Annotated in this window: 21 protein-coding genes; 11 read left to right on the forward strand and 10 right to left on the reverse strand. The window is 72.1% G+C overall.

The window, feature by feature from the left end:
* Nucleotides 1–6: 6 nt before the first annotated feature.
* Entirely contained in the window at nucleotides 7–459 is a 453-nt protein-coding gene (locus PH203_RS27270; protein ID WP_289923143.1) for a GNAT family N-acetyltransferase, read from the reverse strand.
* Between the two features lie 10 nt (nucleotides 460–469).
* Here PH203_RS27270 and PH203_RS27275 point away from each other — a divergent pair, with 10 nt between their 5' ends.
* Together PH203_RS27275 and PH203_RS27280 are read left to right on the forward strand one after the other, a co-directional pair.
* Nucleotides 470–619, forward strand: a complete 150-nt coding sequence (locus PH203_RS27275; protein ID WP_289923144.1) for a hypothetical protein — start codon at nucleotides 470–472, stop codon at nucleotides 617–619.
* Nucleotides 620–624: 5 nt separating this feature from the next.
* Nucleotides 625–858, forward strand: coding sequence for a hypothetical protein (locus PH203_RS27280; RefSeq protein ID WP_289923145.1), 234 nt, complete (start codon nucleotides 625–627; stop codon nucleotides 856–858).
* Here the strand turns inward: PH203_RS27280 and PH203_RS27285 are convergent.
* Genes PH203_RS27285 through PH203_RS27300 form a run of 4 tightly spaced genes read right to left on the reverse strand, consistent with a single transcriptional unit; the run spans nucleotide 807 to nucleotide 4,843 of the window.
* On the reverse strand, nucleotides 807–1,829 hold the full coding sequence (locus tag PH203_RS27285) for a Gfo/Idh/MocA family oxidoreductase (protein WP_289923146.1): 1,023 nt from the start codon (nucleotides 1,827–1,829) through the stop codon (nucleotides 807–809). The two genes, PH203_RS27280 and PH203_RS27285, sit on opposite strands and share 52 nt — an antisense overlap.
* A complete protein-coding gene (locus PH203_RS27290) occupies nucleotides 1,826–2,830 on the reverse strand; it encodes a Gfo/Idh/MocA family oxidoreductase (protein WP_289923147.1) in 1,005 nt (334 codons plus the stop codon). Before PH203_RS27290 ends, PH203_RS27285 begins: the two co-directional genes overlap by 4 nt.
* A gap of 53 nt (nucleotides 2,831–2,883) precedes the next feature.
* A complete protein-coding gene (locus PH203_RS27295) occupies nucleotides 2,884–3,660 on the reverse strand; it encodes an SDR family oxidoreductase (protein WP_289923148.1) in 777 nt (258 codons plus the stop codon).
* Between the two features lie 16 nt (nucleotides 3,661–3,676).
* Nucleotides 3,677–4,843 (reverse strand): phytanoyl-CoA dioxygenase family protein, encoded by a 1,167-nt coding sequence (locus tag PH203_RS27300; RefSeq protein WP_289923149.1) that lies wholly within the window; start codon nucleotides 4,841–4,843, stop codon nucleotides 3,677–3,679.
* Nucleotides 4,844–4,950: 107 nt separating this feature from the next.
* On the opposite strand from PH203_RS27300, the gene PH203_RS27305 reads away from it, so the two are divergent.
* Entirely contained in the window at nucleotides 4,951–5,982 is a 1,032-nt protein-coding gene (locus PH203_RS27305) for a LacI family DNA-binding transcriptional regulator (protein ID WP_289923150.1), read from the forward strand.
* Here PH203_RS27305 and PH203_RS27310 read toward each other — a convergent pair.
* Entirely contained in the window at nucleotides 5,972–7,135 is a 1,164-nt protein-coding gene (locus tag PH203_RS27310) for a Gfo/Idh/MocA family oxidoreductase (RefSeq protein WP_289923151.1), read from the reverse strand. The genes PH203_RS27305 and PH203_RS27310 overlap by 11 nt on opposite strands.
* A 110-nt stretch (nucleotides 7,136–7,245) precedes the next feature.
* Between PH203_RS27310 and PH203_RS27315 the strand changes: the two genes are divergently transcribed.
* Nucleotides 7,246–8,247, forward strand: coding sequence for a LacI family DNA-binding transcriptional regulator (locus PH203_RS27315; RefSeq protein ID WP_289923152.1), 1,002 nt, complete (start codon nucleotides 7,246–7,248; stop codon nucleotides 8,245–8,247).
* Here PH203_RS27315 and PH203_RS27320 read toward each other — a convergent pair.
* Nucleotides 8,237–8,581 (reverse strand): cupin domain-containing protein, encoded by a 345-nt coding sequence (locus tag PH203_RS27320; protein WP_289923153.1) that lies wholly within the window; start codon nucleotides 8,579–8,581, stop codon nucleotides 8,237–8,239. The genes PH203_RS27315 and PH203_RS27320 overlap by 11 nt on opposite strands.
* Before the next feature lie 142 nt (nucleotides 8,582–8,723).
* On the opposite strand from PH203_RS27320, the gene PH203_RS27325 reads away from it, so the two are divergent.
* On the forward strand, nucleotides 8,724–9,248 hold the full coding sequence (locus tag PH203_RS27325) for a hypothetical protein (protein ID WP_289923154.1): 525 nt from the start codon (nucleotides 8,724–8,726) through the stop codon (nucleotides 9,246–9,248).
* Between the two features lie 293 nt (nucleotides 9,249–9,541).
* Here PH203_RS27325 and PH203_RS27330 read toward each other — a convergent pair whose 3' ends face one another.
* Both PH203_RS27330 and PH203_RS27335 read right to left on the reverse strand, forming a co-directional pair.
* The gene (locus tag PH203_RS27330; protein ID WP_289923155.1) at nucleotides 9,542–9,694 is read right to left on the reverse strand and encodes a hypothetical protein; all 153 of its coding nucleotides are present in this window, start codon (nucleotides 9,692–9,694) and stop codon (nucleotides 9,542–9,544) included.
* Nucleotides 9,655–10,665: an EamA family transporter gene (locus PH203_RS27335; protein ID WP_289923156.1), complete on the reverse strand. Its 1,011-nt coding sequence runs from the start codon at nucleotides 10,663–10,665 to the stop codon at nucleotides 9,655–9,657. The genes PH203_RS27330 and PH203_RS27335 overlap by 40 nt, the downstream gene beginning before the upstream one ends.
* 68 nt (nucleotides 10,666–10,733) lie before the next feature.
* On the opposite strand from PH203_RS27335, the gene PH203_RS27340 reads away from it, so the two are divergent.
* The 6 genes from PH203_RS27340 (at nucleotide 10,734) to PH203_RS27365 (ending at nucleotide 15,925) form a co-directional block, all read left to right on the forward strand.
* Nucleotides 10,734–11,588: a LysR family transcriptional regulator gene (locus tag PH203_RS27340; RefSeq protein WP_289923157.1), complete on the forward strand. Its 855-nt coding sequence runs from the start codon at nucleotides 10,734–10,736 to the stop codon at nucleotides 11,586–11,588.
* Nucleotides 11,589–11,718: 130 nt separating this feature from the next.
* On the forward strand, nucleotides 11,719–12,369 hold the full coding sequence (locus PH203_RS27345; RefSeq protein WP_289923158.1) for a GntR family transcriptional regulator: 651 nt from the start codon (nucleotides 11,719–11,721) through the stop codon (nucleotides 12,367–12,369).
* Nucleotides 12,370–12,418: 49 nt separating this feature from the next.
* Nucleotides 12,419–13,168, forward strand: coding sequence for a PIG-L deacetylase family protein (locus tag PH203_RS27350; protein WP_289923159.1), 750 nt, complete (start codon nucleotides 12,419–12,421; stop codon nucleotides 13,166–13,168).
* Complete coding sequence (locus tag PH203_RS27355; protein ID WP_289923160.1) at nucleotides 13,165–13,887, forward strand: 4-carboxy-4-hydroxy-2-oxoadipate aldolase/oxaloacetate decarboxylase; 723 nt, start codon at nucleotides 13,165–13,167, stop codon at nucleotides 13,885–13,887. The genes PH203_RS27350 and PH203_RS27355 overlap by 4 nt, the downstream gene beginning before the upstream one ends.
* On the forward strand, nucleotides 13,884–14,978 hold the full coding sequence (locus PH203_RS27360) for a 4-oxalomesaconate tautomerase (RefSeq protein WP_289923161.1): 1,095 nt from the start codon (nucleotides 13,884–13,886) through the stop codon (nucleotides 14,976–14,978). Before PH203_RS27355 ends, PH203_RS27360 begins: the two co-directional genes overlap by 4 nt.
* Entirely contained in the window at nucleotides 14,975–15,925 is a 951-nt protein-coding gene (locus PH203_RS27365; protein WP_289923162.1) for a catechol 2,3-dioxygenase, read from the forward strand. Before PH203_RS27360 ends, PH203_RS27365 begins: the two co-directional genes overlap by 4 nt.
* Before the next feature lie 20 nt (nucleotides 15,926–15,945).
* Here the strand turns inward: PH203_RS27365 and PH203_RS27370 are convergent, their stop codons facing one another.
* A complete protein-coding gene (locus tag PH203_RS27370; RefSeq protein ID WP_289923163.1) occupies nucleotides 15,946–16,863 on the reverse strand; it encodes an alpha/beta hydrolase fold domain-containing protein in 918 nt (305 codons plus the stop codon).
* Nucleotides 16,864–16,894 lie beyond the last annotated feature (31 nt).

Consider the following 16,894-nt stretch of genomic DNA (forward strand, 5'->3'; position numbering starts at 1 on the left):
CCTCGGTCATGGTGCTGCGGGGAGAGCTCGTCTGAAGACGACCATCGGCCGACCGGGACCGTTGTACTCGTCCTCGACACGCGCCTCGAAGCCCAGGCTGCGATGGAAGGCGATCGAACCCTCGTTGGTGACCGACGTGATCGCCTTCAGACGGACGGCACCCTGCTCGCGGGCGGCCCCGATGAACGCGGCGTACAGGTCGCGGCCCACTCCCGTGCCGCGGGTGTCGTCGCGGGTGGCGATCAGATGGACGTACCCCGTGCCGTCGGGGGTGACGAAGCCGATCAGATAGCCGCGGATGCCGTCCTCGGCGCGGGCGACCAGGCAGGTGGAGCCGAACTCCTGGACCAGGGACAGGAGATGGAGCGAGCGCAGGTCGCGCTCGCCCCAGTAGCGGGGGTGGTCCGCCAATACCTGCTGGATGTCGGTGACTTGGGCGGGGACGATGTGGACGGCCATGAGGCCGATCATGACAGGCGTGCGACCGTCGCCCGGCTGGGGCGCACTCCTGCTCGGTGCCGTACTGCTGCGCTGTCGGTTCGCGAACGTCCCGGCCACTCCGACGTCGAGGCTCAACTCGCCGATGTCCGTGGGCAGTTGGCGGACACGCCACGTGTGAGGGCCATGGCGGTCGATGACCCCGACGAGGCGGTCACCGCCCTGCGCGCCCTGCGCGCCCTCAGTCACCGCACGGAGGCGAAGAACGTCCGCGCCCAGTGCGCCAGAGGGTTCCACCAGGCCTGGCCGGACGCCGTCGTGGAGGCGTGGGAGCGGACGACGGGGGAGAGGTACCCGACGTCCTTCCCCTACCGGCCGAGCACCGACCGCGGCCGCGGCTCGAACCCGGCTGCCCGGTAGCTGGCGTCGATCAACTCCATCGTCGCCACCGCGTCGTCCGCGTCGAGCGGCACCGGCATGCCCTCGCGCACCCGCGCCGCGAACGCCTCCAGCTGGTAGGTGTACGACGACCGGGTGCCCAGCCGTTCGGTCCGCTCGCCGGCGGAGGTGCGCACCACGACCCGGTCGTCCAGATGCGGCAGCACGAAGTTCGGCGCGAAGGCCTCGCCGCGGCTGCCCCTGAGACGGATGCTCATGTCCAGGCCGTCGTAGCCCATGTGGCAGCGCGCCGACCCGGTCGCCCCGCCGGGGAACTCCAGATCCGCGTCCAGCCACTCGTCCACGCCCGGCGCGCCCGCACGCTCCCCGCCCCGTGCGGAGACGAGCCGGGGCGCGCCGCCCGCGAACGGGGCGAGCATCCGCAGTGCGTGCAGGCTGTAGCAGCCCAGGTCCATCACGGCGCCGCCGGCCAGCGGCAGTGACCAGCGCGGATCGGTGTCCGGCGGGGCGGCGATGGCGACCAGGGCCTCGACCCGCTCCAGGTCGCCGATCTCGCCGCTCGCCAGGACCTCGTGCAGGCGCCGGGTGACCGGGTGGAAGAGGTAGTGGAAGGCCTCCATGAAGACGGCCCCCGACTTCGCGGCCGCCTCCCGCACCTCGGCGGCCTCCTCGGCGTTGCTCGCCGACGGCTTCTCGCTCAGGACGTGCTTGCCCGCCGCGAGGGCGGCGAGGTTCCACGGCCCGTGCAGACCGTTGGCGAGCGGGTTGTAGACGACGTCGACCTCCGGATCGGCGATCAGCTCGGCGTACGAGTCCACCACCCGCTCCACGCCGTGCTCGCTCGCGAACGCCTCGGCGCGGGACCGGTCGCGGGCGGCCACCGCGACGAGGCGGTGGCCGGTGATCCGGGCCGGGTCGACGAGGGAGCTCTCGGTGATGCGTGCGGCGCCCAGTACTCCGATGCGCAATGGTTCCCGGCCCGGCTCGGTCATGCCTGCCGTACCTCCTCGATGGTGACAGGACGGTGCTCGTGCAGGGACAGTGTGCACGCCTCGGCGATCCAGCCCGCCTCCAGGGCGTCCTCGACCGTGCAGGGGGAGGGGCGGTTGCCCGCCACGACCTCGGTGAACGCGGTGAGTTCGGCGCGGTAGGCCTCGGTGAAGCGGTCCATGAAGAAGTCGTGCGGCGTCCCGGCCGGGAAGGTCACACCGGGCTCGACCGAGCGCAGCGGCAGCTTGTCCTCCAGACCGACGGCGATGGAGTCCTGGAAGCCGTGGATCTCCATGCGGACGTCGTAACCCCGGGCATTGTGGCGGGAGTTGGAGATCACCGCGATCGTGCCGTCGTCGAGGGTCAGGATCGCGCCGGTGGTGTCGGCGTCGCCCGCCTCCTTGATGTACTCGGCACCCCGGTTGCCGCCGACGGCGTACACCTCGACGACCTCGCGGCCGGTCACCCAGCGGATGATGTCGAAGTCGTGCACCGAGCAGTCCCGGAAGATGCCACCGGAGGCGGCGACGTACGCGGCGGGCGGCGGCGCCGGGTCCAGGGTCGTCGAGCGTACGGTGTGCAGCTTGCCGAGCTCACCGGACTGCACGGCGGCCCGCGCGGCGACGAAACCGGCGTCGAAGCGGCGGTTGTAGCCGATCTGGATCGGCACGTCGGTGCCCTGGATCGCCTTGAGGACCTCGACGCCCTCGCTCATGTGCTTGGCGACGGGCTTCTCGCAGAAGACCGGGATCCCGGCCTCGACGCCGGCCAGGATCAGCGCAGGGTGGGCGTCGGTCGCGGCCGCGACGACGATGCCGTCCACACCGGCCGTCAGCAGCGCCTCGGGCGAGTCCACGACGTCGCCGCCGAACTTCTCCGCGGCGGCCTTGGCGGCGTCCGCGAACGGGTCGGTGAGCACGAGCGACTCGACCACGTCGAGTCCGGAGAGGGTCTCGGCGTGGAAGGCGCCGATACGGCCGAGGCCGAGGATTCCGATGCGCATGGGGGTTGCAGCTCCTTGAGGGTTCTTACAGAAAAACGGTGGTGCCAGGTGTGCTAATCAAGTCCGCCCAGCACGTTCTGGTCCCAGTCGATCACCGAACCGGTGACCACTCCGGACCGGTCCGACAGCAGCAGGACCACGAAGTCGGCGATCTCGTCCGGCTGGCCCAGCTTGCCCATCGGCAGCCTCGCCGCGGCCTCCTCGCGCCAGTCGTCCCCGGCGCCGTGGAAGGCCTTCTGCGTGGCGTCCTCGCCCTCGGTGGCGGTCCACCCGATGTTGAGGCCGTTGATCCGCACCCGGTCCCACCGGTGGGCGTGCGCCGCGTTGCGGGTCAGGCCGATGAGCCCGGCCTTCGCGGCGACGTACGGGGCGAGGAAGGGCTGCCCGCCGTGCGCCGAGGACGTGATGATGTTGACGACCGTGCCGGGGGCCTTGCGGCCGACCATGTCGGCGACCGCCGCCTGCATCGCGAAGAACGGCGCCTTGAGGTTGATCGCGATGTGCTGGTCGAACAGCTCGGGCGTGGTGTCGAGGAGCGTGCCCCGCGAGGTCAGCCCCGCCGAGTTCACCAGGCAGTCGATCCGCCCGTACGCGGCGACGACCTCGGCGACGGACGCCCTGGCCTGCCCGGCGTCCGCGAGGTCGGCCCGTACGAACATCGCCTTGCCGCCGGCCTCCGTCAGCTCGGTGACCAGCGCCTCGCCCGGCTCCGGGCGCCGTCCGGACACGGCGACCACCGCGCCCTCGCGCACCGCGGCCCGCGCGATGGCCGCGCCCACGCCCTGGCTGCCGCCGTTGACGAGGACGACCTTGTCGTCGAGAAGTCCCATGACCACCCCGTTCCCTTCAGCTCTCGCGCCGCTCGGCGGCCGCCCGCAGCCCGTCCCGCAGGGTCCGCGGGGTCCACCGTTCCCGCAGCGCCCGCCGCACCAGATCGGCCTGCGAGGGCGGGGCCAGTCCGTCGACCGGCGGATCGCTGTCGAGGTTGGTGGGGAAGGGGTAGCCCTCGGCGCTCGCGGCGATGACGTTCTCCAGCCACTCCTCGCCGGCGCCCTCCGCGGCGCGCCGCAGCAGCACCGGATAGACGGCGTTGGCGATGGTCTCCCGGTCCACGGTCTCCATCGCGCGCCCGAACGCCGAGGACACCTGGAGCAGATTGGCCACCCGCCGCACATCCGTCGTCCGGTTGGTCCCCGCGGCATGCAGCACCGCCGGATTGAAGAACGCGGCATCGCCCTTGGCCAGCGGCAGCTGCACATGCCGTTCCTTGAAGTACGCCTTGAACTCCGGCCGCCGCCACGCCAGATACCCCGCCTCGAAGAGCTGCGAGTACGGCAGGTACAGCGTCGGCCCGGACTCCACCGGCATGTCGCAGTGCGCGACCGCGCCCTGCAGCGTGAGCACGGGGGAGAGGCGGTGGACGTGCGCCGGGTAGGCGGCCGCGGCCTCGTCGGAGAGGAAGCCGAGGTGGTAGTCGCGGTGCGCGGTCTGCGCGAGGCCGCCCGGGTTGACCACGTTGACCTGGGAGGTCACCTGGTATCCGGGACCGAGCCAGGCCTCGCACACGAGCGCGAGGACGGGGCTCGCGTAGTAGTCGGCGAACGCCGACGGGTCGTACAGGGCCGCCTTCTCCAGCGCGTTCCAGACCCGTTCGTTGTCCCCTGGCTTCGCGAAGTGGTCCCCGGCGGTCGCGCCCGCCGCGTTCTGCTCGCGGATCAGCGCCTCGAAGACCTCGGTGGCCCGGTCCACGACCGAGGTGTCGGGGAACGCGCCCCGGAACACCACGATCCCGGGCCCGTCCGTGAGGGCCCGCACGAGCTCCTCCTGGACCTCCCGCCGGTTCTCGGCGGCGCCGAGGCGCTCGCTGTCGTACACCAGGACGTTCCGGTCGACGGAGTCGGCGTACGGATAGTCGGCGGGGTCGGTGCTCCGCTCGACGAGGGTGCGCAGGACCGCGAGGTCGCAGTCCTGTTCGGACAGCCACGCACGGCGGTGTACGGCGGTGAAGGACATCGACGTCCTCTCGGTGACAGGGGCGACGCAGCGCTGTCATTCTTGTCAGTACAAACCCGTCGAACAACCGGCACGGGTCCATCAAAAACCCCTCAAGGAGCCTTCGTATGGGGCACCCCTTCCCGATCCGGGAGATCGCACGTCAGGCGGGCCTGAGCGAGGCCACCGTCGACCGCGTCCTGAACGGCAGGGGAGGGGTCCGCGAAAGCACCGCCCGCGAGGTCCGGCAGGCCATCGCCGACCTGGACCGCCAGCGCACCCAGGTCAGACTCGTCGGCCGCACCTTCATGATCGACATCGTGATGCAGGCGCCGGAGCGCTTCTCCAGCGCCGTCCGCGCGGCCCTGGAGGCCGAGCTGCCCGCCCTGCACCCGGCGGTGGTCCGCTCACGCTTCCACTTCCGTGAGACCGGCCCGGTCGAGGAGCAGGTCGCGACCCTGGAGCGGATAGCGCGGCGCGGCTCGCAGGGCGTGATCCTGAAGGCGCCGGACGTCCCCGAGGTCGCTGCGGCGGTCGCCGGGCTCGCGCAGGCGGGCATCCCCGTGGTCACACTGGTCACCGACCTGCCCAGCACGCCCCGCCTCGGCTATGTCGGCATAGACAACCGGGCCGCCGGAGCGACCGCCGCCTACCTCATGGGCCAGTGGCTCGGCGACCGCCCCGGCAATGTCCTCACCAGCCTCAGCAGCGGCTTCTTCCGCAACGAGGAGGAGCGCGAGATGGGCTTCCGCAGCGCCATGCGCGCCCGCCACCCGCACCGCGCGCTGGTCGAGATCGCCGAGGGCCAGGGCCTGGACGCCACCCAGTACGACCTCGTCCGGGCCGCCCTGGAACGCGACCCGGACATCCGCGCGGTGTACTCCATAGGCGGCGGCAACATCGCCACCCTGAAGGCCTTCGAGGACCTGGACCGGGAGTGCGCGGTGTTCATCGCCCACGACCTCGACCACGACAACGACCGGCTGCTGCGCGAGCACCGGCTGTCCGCCGTCCTCCACCACGACCTGCGCCAGGACCTGCGCGAGGCCTGCCACCTGGTGATGCGCGAGCACGGCGCGCTGCCGCCCGCCGGGCCGACACTGCCGTCCGCGATCCAGGTCGTGACGCCCTACAACATGCCCACCGCGCTCACAGGCTGACCCAGGCACGGCTCTCGGCCGACCGCACCATCGCATCCAGTACGACGGCACTGCGCACGGCGTCCGAGAGCGTGGCCCCGTACGAGGTGCCCTCCGCGATCGACCGCAGGAAGCGGTGGCACTCGATCACCTTGAGGTCGTCATAGCCCATGGCGTTCGCCGCACCCGGCTGGAACGCCCCGAACTCACCGTCGCCCGGACCGACGTACACGGTGCTGACGGGCTGGTCCTGATAGCTGGTGCCGCGGCTGACGCCGAGCTCGTTCATCCGCCGGAAGTCCCAGAACACCGCCCCCTTGGTGCCGTGCACCTCGAAGCCGTAGTTGTTCTGCTCGCCGACCGAGACCCGGCAGGCCTCCAGGACCCCGCGGGCGCCGGAGGCGAACCGCAGCAGGCAGTTGACGTAGTCCTCGTTCTCGACGGGCCCCGACTCCCCGCCGGACGCCCGGGAATGGCCCGCGGTCGCGCCGGTCGGACGCGCCCGCTCCGGCACGAAGACCGCGGTGTCGGCGGTCAACGACTCGATGTCCCCGAGGAGATACCGCGCCAGGTCCGCCCCGTGCGAGGCCAGATCGCCCAGCACTCCGTTGCCGCCGCGCTCCTTCTCGTACCGCCAGGTCAACGCGCCCTCGGGATGGGCCGCGTAGTCGCTGAAGAGCCGGACGCGGACATGGGTGACCGTGCCGATGTCACCGGAGGCGATGAGCGCGCGGGCCGCCTCGACGGCGGGCGCGTTGCGGTAGTTGAAGCCGACCGCGCCGCGCACACCAGCCTTCCCGACCGCGTCCGCGACCGCCCGCGCGTCCTGCTCGCCCAGCCCCACCGGCTTCTCGATCCAGATGTGCTTGCCGGCCTCGGCCATCGCGACCCCGATCTCCCGGTGCAGGAAGTTCGGCGCGGTGATGCTCACCGCCCGCACGCGAGGATCGGCGGCCACGTCCCGCCAGTCCCGGGTCGTCGAGGCGAACCCGAACTGCGCGGCGGCCTCCTCGGCCCGCCCCGGCACCTCCTCGGCGACCGTCACCAGCTCCGGACGCAGGCCCAGCTGCGGATAGTGGTGCGGGACGCGGGCGTACGCCTGGGTGTGCACCCGGCCCATCCAGCCGAATCCGATGACGGCGACACCGAGCGCATCGGAGGTCGAATCCACCATGACAGCCCCTCTTTGGACCGGTCCACGATCTGTCCAGGCCACCCTGGGCGGCATTCTCCGAGGTGTCAACCCTTTGACAGGACATAAGACCTCATGGAACGGTCCAGAGCATGAGACCTCCGACGATCCGCGACGTCGCCGACCGGGCGGGCGTCTCCAAGTCCCTGGTCTCGCTCGTCCTGCGCGGCTCCGACCAGGTGCGCGAGGAGAAGCGGGAGGCCGTGCTGAAGGCGGTGCGCGAGCTCGGCTACCGCCCCAACGCCGCCGCCCGCAGCCTCAGCGAGCAGCGCACACGCACGATCGGGGTGCTCCTCAACGACCTGCGCAACCCCTGGTTCGTGGACCTGCTCGACGGCCTCAACTCACTGCTGCACGACAACGGCCTGCACATGCTGATGGCCGACACCCGCCTCAACCGCCGCACCGGCCAGGACATGACCGGCCCCTTCCTCGACCTGCGCGCCGACGGCCTGGTCGTCATCGGCACCCTCCCCGACCCGGCGGCGCTCGGGGCGCTCACCGAGCGCATCCCGGTCGTCGTCGCGGGCGCCCGCGAGCCCGTCCTGCCGGGCGTGGACCTGGTCGCCAACGACGACGAACAGGGCGCCCGCCTGGTCACCGAGCACCTCATCGGCCTCGGTCACCGCCGGATCGCGCACATCGCCGGATACGGAGCGGTGGGCGAACTGCGCCGCCGGAGCTTCGAGGCGGCCATGCGGGCGCACGGCCTGGAGGGGGTGGTGGAGCCCAGCGACATGACGGAGGAGGGCGGCTACCGCACCACCGTCCGGCTGCTGAGCCGCCCCGACCGGCCCACCGCCGTCTTCGCCGTCAACGACATCGCCTCGGTCGGTGTCCTGTCGGCGGCCGAGGAACTGGGGCTGCGCGTCCCGCGCGACCTCTCCGTCGTCGGCTACGACAACACCCGCATCGCGAGCCTGCGCCACGTCTGGCTCACCACCGTCGACAGCGCCAACCACGAGGTCGGCCGACGCGCCGCCCGCTGCCTCCTGGACCGCTTGGAGGGTGGCGGGGGAGCGGGCCGGGTGCACCTGGCCGCCCCCACCCTGGAGATCCGCGGCACGACGGCCGCGCCACCGCCTACAGATTGATCGCGTACGCCTTCCGCAGCGTCTCGTGCACGGTCCACGTCGTACGGTCACCCGCCCGCAGTACGGCCATGTCGCCCGGCCCGACCCGCAGCGTCGCCCCGCCCTCGACCTCGATCGTCGCCGACCCGCTGATCACCACGAACAGCTCGTCCGCCTCGGTGTCGGTGACGACCCCCGGCGTGATCTGCCAGATCCCCCGGATCTGCGTGCCGTCCTCCGACTCCCAGACCACCTTCCCGGTGACCTCGGGCGTACCGGAGACGATCTGCTCCGGGGCGAGGGGCTCGGCGTCGAGCTCGGCGTCGGGGATGCGGACAACGAAACTGTGGGTCATGCAGGGACCCTAACCACCGCGGGCCGGTCTCCGGCGTGGACAGGGTGTGGAGTATCGGCCCAGGTGGGAGGACACTCCGTCGGGGACCGCGCGGCCCGGCGCGGACTGGCGGGGTCCCCGGCCCCGGGTGATCGTGGAGGGCATGGCGCAGACGTCGGACACCCAGGCCGCCGCCGCGGCCGAACGGCACGCGCACGACACCCGCGAGAGCCTCCTGTTCGGCGGCGTCTACGGCGCCGTCCTGGCCTGCTCGATGGTCGCCGCGCTCACCCAGTACGGCCACACCGACCAGGCGACCCGCCGCTACGACGCCGTCTGGCTCGTGGTCACGGCCCTGGCCTCCGCCCTCGCCCACGGCTACGCCCACTACATCGCCGAACGCACCCCGCACCGCCGCGGCGACGCCCTGCGCACCCTCGTCAACGAGTGGCCCCTGGTCGCCGCCGTCCTCCCCACCGTCCTCGTCCTGGCCGGCGCGGGCTGGGGCTGGTGGCCCGCGAAGGGCGTGGAGTACCCGGCGTTCACCCTGAACATCGCCCTGCTGTTCACCCTCGGCGTCGTCACGTCCCGCTGGTCCCACCGCCCCTGGCCCTACGCCCTCCTGATCGGCCTCGTGGACGCGCTGCTGGGCGTGGCCGTGGTGGTGGCCAACGCGGTCATCAAGTGAGGCCGTGCGGGGCCTGCGCCGATGGGGACGGGCATCGACGGCGCGGCCGGAGATCGCTCGGGGCGAGGGGCGAGGGGCGAGGGGTGAGGGGCGAGGGGTGACGGGTGAGGGGCGAGGGGCGTCGGCGGATCGCGGCGGGCGTCTTCCGCCGGGGGGCGGCCCTTTCCGACGGCGCCCCCGTACGGGAGCCGACGCCCGGCGACCGGATGGCCCCGGGCGGACCGCCGTACCGGAACAGGGGCCGGCCCCCGAAGCGTGGAACCCCGGGGGCCGGCCCCTGCCGACGAGGTGTCTCAGGTCTCGGCGGCCGTGTCGTCGGTCGCCTCCGCCGGGCTGTCCCCGGCCGGGCCGTCGTCCGGCGTGCCCGCCGCGACGGCGGGACGTGCCCTCGGGATGAAGGAGGGGATCACGAACGCGAGCAGGGCCGCTCCGGCGTCGATGGCCATGAACCTCGGGCCGGACCGCCAGGTCCCGGGCCGTCGGAGCTCGGCCCGGGATGCCTTGCCCGGGATGACCTGGTCCGGGACGCCTTCGGCCGGGACGTGCCGATGCTCAGCGCGTTCGCCGTGACGACGGCTGCGATGCCCGCCCACTCCGGCCAGCCCAGCCGCTGGCCGAGGACGACCCGGCCGACCACGGCCGCCAGGACCGGGTTGACGCTCATGAACAGTCCGAACGCCGGGGCCGGCACCCGCCGCAGCGTGAACAGGTCCGCCAGATAGGGCACCGCCGAGGACAGCACCCCGGCGACCATCGCGCAGCCGACCGCCCCCGCGCCCGGCGGCTGCTGGAGAGCCACGAGGATCCCCACCGGCAGGAACATCAGCGCGGACACCGTCGCCGCGGCACCCGGACCCTGCGCACCGGGGATCCGGCGGCCCACGGTGCGGTTGAGGAGGATGTACGCTGCCCAGCACCCGGCGGCCAGCAGGCCGAGCCCCATGCCGGGATAGTCGGCGGAGGGCTGCGGACGCATCAGCGTGACGACACCGGCCGTCGCGAGCAGCGCGCAGCACACGTCCACGCGCCGCCGGGTGGCCGCCAGGGCGATGGTCAGCGGGCCGAGGAACTCCAGGGTCACCGCGAGGCCCAGGCCGACCCGGTCGACCGCGGTGTACAGGGAGAGGTTCATCGTCCCGAACACCACGGCCAGCAGCAGTACGGGCCACCACTGACCCCAGGTGAACGACCTGAACCTGGGCCTGCCGACGGCGAGGAGGACGGCCGCGGCGACGTACTGGCGCACGGCGACGACACCGACGGGGCCGATGACGGGGAAGGCGAGCGATCCGACCGCGACACCGAGCTGGTTGGACAGACCGCTGCCGACCATGGTGGCCACCCCGGCGAGGCTCGTCCGGGACGGCTCGGCGACGGGCGGGACAGTGGCCGCGGGGCGTGCGGGGGCCTCTTGCATGGGCCGATGGTGCGCGCCGCGCGTGGATGCGCAAAATGCATCAGGCTGTCCATCTATACGCTTGAGTCATGGATGTGGAGCTCAGGCAGCTGCGCTGTCTCGTCGCGATCGTCGACGAGGGCACCTTCACCGACGCCGCCCTGGCCCTCGGGGTCTCCCAGGCCGCCGTCTCCCGCACCCTGGCCTCCCTCGAACGGGCCCTGGGGGTACGCCTGTTGAGGCGCACCTCGCGCGAGGTGACGCCGACCGGGACCGGGCTGCGGGTCCTCGCGCACGCCCGGCGGGTGCTCGCCGAGGTGGACGACCTGGTCCGGGACGCCACCTCGGGCCACGCCCACCTGCGCATCGGCTACGCCTGGTCCGCGCTCGGCCGGCACACCGTCGCCTTCCAGCGCCGCTGGAGCCGGGAGCGCCCGGAGACCGACCTGCACCTGGTGCGCGTCAACTCGGCCACGGCCGGGCTCGCGGAGGGCGCCTGCGATCTGGCCGTCGTACGCCGTCCCCTGGACGACCGGCGGTTCGACTCGGCCATCGTCGGTCTGGAGCGGCGGCTGTGCGCGATGGCCGCCGACGATCCGCTCGCCCGGCGCCGGTCCGTGCGGCTGGCCGACCTCGCGGGGCGCACGCTGCTCGTCGACCGGCGTACCGGCACCACCACACCGGACCTGTGGCCGGCGGAGGCCCGTCCGGCCACCGAGGAGACGCACGACGTGGACGACTGGCTGAACGTCATCGCCACCGGCCGCTGTGTCGGCATGACGGCGGACTCGACCGCCAACCAGTACCCGCGGCCCGGCGTCGTCTACCGGCCGGTGCGCGACGGCGAGCCGATCGCCGTGCGGCTCGCCTGGTGGCGGGACGACCCGCATCCCGCCGCCCAGGCGGTCATGGAACTGCTCACCGCGCTGTATCGCGAGGCCTGAACCGCGACCATGGGCGACAAGCATGCCCGCAATTGGGCGACAAGCATGCCCGCAATACGGCAGACAAAATTGTTGACAATCTTGTCCGGCTGGATTTACGTTCGACAGGCAGTCACCCAGGGAGGGCGCGATGCCGAAAGAAGCCCGTCCGAGCACCGGGGAGCAGGCCAGACAGCACGCGCTCGCGCAGCTGCGGCAGGCGATCCTGCACGGCGAGATGGCGCCGGCGCAGCGGCTGGTGGAGAACGAGCTCGCCGAGCAGTTCGGTGTGACACGGGCCAGCATCCGTGCGGCACTCATCGACCTGGAGTCCCAGGGACTCGTGGAGCGGATCCGCAACCGCGGCTCCCGGGTGCGGGTGGTGACCGTCGACGAGGCTGTCGCCATCACCGAGTGCCGCATGGTCCTCGAAGGACTCTGCGCGGCGAAGGCGGCGGTCGCGGCGAGCGACGAGCAGCTGGCCGAACTCACCGACCTCGGTACGGCCATGACCAAGGCGGTCGCCGACGGCGAGCCGGTCACCTACTCCGACCTCAACCACGAACTGCACGTCCGGATCCGGGACTTCTCCGGCCAGCGGACCGCACAGGAACTGCTGGAGCGGCTCAACGCCCAACTGGTGCGCCACCGCTTCCAGCTGGCGCTGCGCCCCGGGCGTCCGCAGCAATCCCTGAACGAGCATCTGACCATGATCGAGGCGATCAGGGCCAGGGACCCGCAGGCGGCCGAGATGGCCGTCCGCGCCCACCTCACCAGTGTGATCGAGGCGTTGCGCGACTGATCACGCCGGCGCGGGGCGGGCACACACCTGTCACCAAGGAGACGTATCGATGACCATGGCCAACGCGCCCGCCGGCCCACGATCGACACTCGTCATCACCGCGCACGCAGGCGACTTCGTGTGGCGTGCGGGTGGCGCCATCGCCCTGGCCGCCTCTCGCGGGGAGAAGGTGACCATCGCCTGTCTGACCTTCGGGGAGCGCGGTGAGTCCGCCAAGGCGTGGCGCGAGGGCAGGAAGCTCGACGAGATCAAGGCGATGCGCCGGGACGAGGCCGAGCGGGCCGCCGCCACGCTCGGCGCCGAGGTCCGCTTCTTCGACGCCGGCGACTACCCGCTGCTGCCCACCGCCGAGCTGACCGACCGACTGGTCGCCGTCTACCGCGAGACGCAGCCCGACATCGTGCTCACCCACCCCACCGAGGACCCGTACAACGGCGACCATCCGGCCGCGAGCCGCATGGCCCTGGAGGCCCGCGTCCTCGCCCAGGCCATCGGCTACCCCGGCGACGGCGAGATCATCGGCGCCCCGCCGGTGTTCTACTTCGAGCCCCACCAGCCCGAGATGAGCGGCTTCAAGCCCGAGGTCCTCCTCGACATCACCGAGGTCTGGGACACCAAGCGCAAGGCCATGGAGTGCCTCGCGGCCCAGCAGCACCTGTGGGACTACTACACCGACCTGGCCGTCCGCCGCGGCGTCCAGCTCAAGCGCAACGCGGGCCCGAACCTGGGCCTGGCCCACAGGACCATGGCCGAGGCGTACATGCGCCCCTACCCGCAGATCGCGAAGGAGCTGGCATGAGCGGCGTGATCGTCACCGACCCGCCGAAGGCCGAGCTGAAGGACGTCGACGCGCTGGCCGGCCACGGCGTGGCCACGGTGAGCGAGGCCATGGGCCGAACGGGCCTGCTGGGCTCGGAGATCCGCCCTGTCCAGCAGGGCGTACGCGTCGCCGGCACCGCCGTCACCGTGATCGGCTGGCCCGGCGACAACCTCATGATCCACGCCGCCGTCGAGCAGTGCGGCGAGGGCGACATCCTGGTCGTCACCACCACCTCCCCGTGCACGGACGGCCTGTTCGGCGAGCTGTTCGCAACGGCCCTGCAGCAGCGCGGAGTTCGTGGTGTCGTGCTGAACACCGGCATCCGCGACACCCAGGAACTGCGGGACATGGGCTTCGCCGCCTGGTCCCGCGCGGTCTCCTCGCAGGGCACCGTCAAGGCCACCGGCGGCTCGGTCAACGTACCGATCGCCATCGACGGCCAGATCATCCGCCCTGGCGATGTCATCCTCGCCGACGACGACGGCGTCGTGGTCGTCCCGCGTGAGCGCGCCCGGGAGACGGTCGAGAAGGCCGAGGCCCGGGAGGCCAAGGAGGCCGCCACCCGCGCCGCCTTCCTCGACGGCCAACTCGGCCTGGACCGCTACGGGTTGCGGGACACGCTCGAACGGCTGGGCGTCGAGTACAAGACGTACGAGGAGTACGAGGAGTACACGGGACGCACGGGGGAGCCGTCGTGACCCCTGTGCCCCAGGAGGTGCCCTGTCTGCTGATGCGGGGCGGCACCTCCAAGGGCGCCTACTTCCTCGCGGGCGACCTCCCCGCCGAACCCGCCCTGCGCGACGACCTGTTGTTGCGGATCATGGGCAGCCCGGACGAGCGGCAGATCGACGGCCTCGGCGGCGCGCACCCGCTCACCAGCAAGGTGGCCGTCGTCTCCAAGTCCGCCGATCCGCGTGCCGACGTCGACTATCTCTTTCTCCAGGTCGCCGTCGACCGGCCCGAGGTGAGCGACCGTCAGAACTGCGGGAACATCCTCGCGGGCGTCGGCCCCTTCGCCGTCGAGCGCGGACTGGTCCCGGCGGGGGAGGAGCGCACCCGCGTACGCATCCGCATGGTCAACTCCGGCGACCACGCCACGGCGACCTTCCCCACGCCCGGCGGCCGGGTCGACTACACCGGCGACGCCCGGATCTCCGGAGTGCCGGGGACGGCCGCGCCGGTGCTGATCGAGTTCCCGGCGGGCGCGGGGCCGCTGCTGCCCACCGGAAGCGTCCGCGACGACATCGACGGCGTCCAGGTCACCTGCGTGGACAACGGTATGCCGACCGTCCTGATCGCCGCGGGCTCCCTCAAGGTCACCGGATACGAGTCGCCCAAGGACCTGGAGGAGGACCTGACGCTCGCCGACCGCCTGCACCGCATCCGCCTGGAAGCGGGCCGCCGGATGGGTCTCGGTGACGTCTCGGACACCACGGTCCCCAAACTCACGCTCCTCGCCCCGCCCCGCGAGGGCGGCGCGGTCACCACCCGCACTTTCATCCCGGTGCGCTGCCACACCTCGATCGGGGTGCTCGGCGCGGCCGGTGTGGCCGCCGGGCTGCGGATCGAGGGCGGCGTGGGTGCGGATCTGGCGGAGCTCCGTCCCGGCAGTGACCGGATGCGCATCGAACATCCCACCGGATTCCTGGACATCGACAGCAGCCTCGGGACCACCCCCGAAGGCCTCCCCACCGCCCGCCGCACCGCCGTGGTCCGCACGGCCCGCAAGCTCTTCGACGGCACCGTCTTCCCCAGGCCCGCCGCACGCCCCCTAGGAGGCCACCGATGACCCCGCCGCTCGGCGACATCGCGCACATCGGCCACGCCCAGCTGTTCACTCCCGACCTGGACGCCAGCGTCGGCTTCTTCACCGACTATCTGGGCCTTACGGTCAACGGCGAGGACGGCGACACGGTCCACCTGCGGACCTTCGACGACTACGAGCACCACAGCCTCGTCCTCACCGCCCGCGACCGGCCCGGCCTCGGCCGCCTCGCCCTGCGCACCTCCAGCGAGGAGGCCCTGCACCGCCGTATCGAGGCGATCGAGGCCGCGGGAGGCACCGGCAAGTGGGTCGAGGACGAGCCCGGAATCGGCCGCCTGTACGTCACGACCGACCCCGACGGCCATGAACACGCCCTGTACTGGGAGAGCGAGCACTACAAGGCCCCCGAGGGGCTCAGGCCCGCGCTGAAGAACCAGCCGCAGGCCAAACCCAACCGGGGCGTGGGGGTACGGCGGCTCGACCACGTCAACTTCCTCGCCGCCGACGTGCTCGCCAACGCCGAGTTCCAGCAGAACGTGCTCGGAGCCCGGCCGACGGAACAGATCCAGCTCGACAGCGGGAGGATCGCGGCGCGCTGGCTGACGTACACGAACAAGTCGTACGACGTCGTCTACACGTCCGACTGGACGGGAAGCACCGGGCGGCTGCACCACATCGCGTTCGCGACGGACACCCGTGAGGACATCCTGCGGGCGGCCGATCTCGCCATCGACAGCGGGGTGTTCATCGAGACGGGGCCGCACAAGCACGCCATCCAGCAGACGTTCTTCCTGTACGTCTACGAGCCGGGCGGCAACCGGATCGAGCTGTGCAACCCGCTCACGCGGCTGGTGCTGGCGCCGGACTGGCCGCTCATCACCTGGACCGAGGAGGAGCGCAAGAAGGGGCAGGCCTGGGGTCTGAAGACCATCGAGTCGTTCCACACGCACGGGACGCCACCGGTCTCCTGAGGCCGGCATGCCGCGCCCTGTCAGCTCACGGCTTCTCGTACATGCCGGGCGATCAGCGCGTACGTCTCCCGCGCCTTCGCCTCGTCCTTGCCGTCGTAGGCGTGGTCGGCTCCTGCCACGTCGTGATGCCCCACCAGGGCGCCCGCGGTCCGCAGGCGGTCGGCGTAGCTCTGGGCCTCCGCCTTGAGGACGTCGTACTCGGCCGTGACGACCAGTGCCGGAGCGATGCCCATGAGGTCGGCGGTGTCCGAGGGGTGCGCGGGGGAGACCAGGCGGTCGCGGCGCAGGCGCTCGTCGGGGACGTACGACGTGTCGAAGACGTCGCCCATCCAGGGCCGCAGCATCGGCCTGGCGATGGCCGCCCGCTTGTTGCGGACGCCGGTCGCGAGGTCGAGCGGCGGATAGTGCAGGACCTGCAGGGCGATCCCGGGCCCGGCCTCCTCCAGCGCCTGGCGTGCGACGGCCGCGGCGAGTCCGCCGCCCGCACTCTGGCCGCCGACGGTGAGCCGGCCGCCGTCCCAGCCCTGCTCGGCACCGTTGTCGGCGACCCAGCGGACTACCTCGTACGCCTGCCGGGCCGGGGCGGGGAACGGGTGCTGCGGGGCGACGGCATAGTCCACGTTGACCACGACCACGCCCGCCTCCGCGGCGAGGAACCGGCACAGCGGGTCGTCCGTCTCGGTCAGCGTCATGACGTACCCGCCGCCGTGGAAGTTGACGTGCACCGGCGGCGCCGGACCGTCGGAGCCGGCGGGCAGATAGACGGTGACCGGGGCCGGTGCGACCGACGTGGGGATCGTCAGCCGGCGCACCTTGCGGGGGAACTCGGGGAAACGGGCGTACGAGGCGGCGGCCAGGCGGCGGCCGGCCAGGCGGGTTCCGCGCTGCATGACCTTGGCGGCGACGGGGGCGATGGAAGGGCGGGCCAGGAGGGGCATACGGTGGAATTTAATTGATTTCAACAATGAA

This window comes from Streptomyces sp. S.PB5 (genome assembly GCF_030403745.1).
In the GTDB taxonomy this organism is placed as follows: domain Bacteria; phylum Actinomycetota; class Actinomycetes; order Streptomycetales; family Streptomycetaceae; genus Streptomyces.

Bases quoted from the DNA above. Each gene is read 5' to 3' on its own strand.
- PH203_RS27270 (WP_289923143.1), bottom strand. From the start codon at position 459: ATGGCCGTCCACATCGTCCCCGCCCAAGTCACCGACATCCAGCAGGTA.
- PH203_RS27275 (WP_289923144.1), top strand. From the start codon at position 470: ATGACAGGCGTGCGACCGTCGCCCGGCTGGGGCGCACTCCTGCTCGGT.
- PH203_RS27280 (WP_289923145.1), top strand. From the start codon at position 625: ATGGCGGTCGATGACCCCGACGAGGCGGTCACCGCCCTGCGCGCCCTG.
- PH203_RS27285 (WP_289923146.1), bottom strand. From the start codon at position 1,829: ATGACCGAGCCGGGCCGGGAACCATTGCGCATCGGAGTACTGGGCGCC.
- PH203_RS27290 (WP_289923147.1), bottom strand. From the start codon at position 2,830: ATGCGCATCGGAATCCTCGGCCTCGGCCGTATCGGCGCCTTCCACGCC.
- PH203_RS27295 (WP_289923148.1), bottom strand. From the start codon at position 3,660: ATGGGACTTCTCGACGACAAGGTCGTCCTCGTCAACGGCGGCAGCCAG.
- PH203_RS27300 (WP_289923149.1), bottom strand. From the start codon at position 4,843: ATGTCCTTCACCGCCGTACACCGCCGTGCGTGGCTGTCCGAACAGGAC.
- PH203_RS27305 (WP_289923150.1), top strand. From the start codon at position 4,951: ATGGGGCACCCCTTCCCGATCCGGGAGATCGCACGTCAGGCGGGCCTG.
- PH203_RS27310 (WP_289923151.1), bottom strand. From the start codon at position 7,135: ATGGTGGATTCGACCTCCGATGCGCTCGGTGTCGCCGTCATCGGATTC.
- PH203_RS27315 (WP_289923152.1), top strand. From the start codon at position 7,246: ATGAGACCTCCGACGATCCGCGACGTCGCCGACCGGGCGGGCGTCTCC.
- PH203_RS27320 (WP_289923153.1), bottom strand. From the start codon at position 8,581: ATGACCCACAGTTTCGTTGTCCGCATCCCCGACGCCGAGCTCGACGCC.
- PH203_RS27325 (WP_289923154.1), top strand. From the start codon at position 8,724: ATGGCGCAGACGTCGGACACCCAGGCCGCCGCCGCGGCCGAACGGCAC.
- PH203_RS27330 (WP_289923155.1), bottom strand. From the start codon at position 9,694: ATGGCCATCGACGCCGGAGCGGCCCTGCTCGCGTTCGTGATCCCCTCC.
- PH203_RS27335 (WP_289923156.1), bottom strand. From the start codon at position 10,665: ATGCAAGAGGCCCCCGCACGCCCCGCGGCCACTGTCCCGCCCGTCGCC.
- PH203_RS27340 (WP_289923157.1), top strand. From the start codon at position 10,734: ATGGATGTGGAGCTCAGGCAGCTGCGCTGTCTCGTCGCGATCGTCGAC.
- PH203_RS27345 (WP_289923158.1), top strand. From the start codon at position 11,719: ATGCCGAAAGAAGCCCGTCCGAGCACCGGGGAGCAGGCCAGACAGCAC.
- PH203_RS27350 (WP_289923159.1), top strand. From the start codon at position 12,419: ATGACCATGGCCAACGCGCCCGCCGGCCCACGATCGACACTCGTCATC.
- PH203_RS27355 (WP_289923160.1), top strand. From the start codon at position 13,165: ATGAGCGGCGTGATCGTCACCGACCCGCCGAAGGCCGAGCTGAAGGAC.
- PH203_RS27365 (WP_289923162.1), top strand. From the start codon at position 14,975: ATGACCCCGCCGCTCGGCGACATCGCGCACATCGGCCACGCCCAGCTG.
- PH203_RS27370 (WP_289923163.1), bottom strand. From the start codon at position 16,863: ATGCCCCTCCTGGCCCGCCCTTCCATCGCCCCCGTCGCCGCCAAGGTC.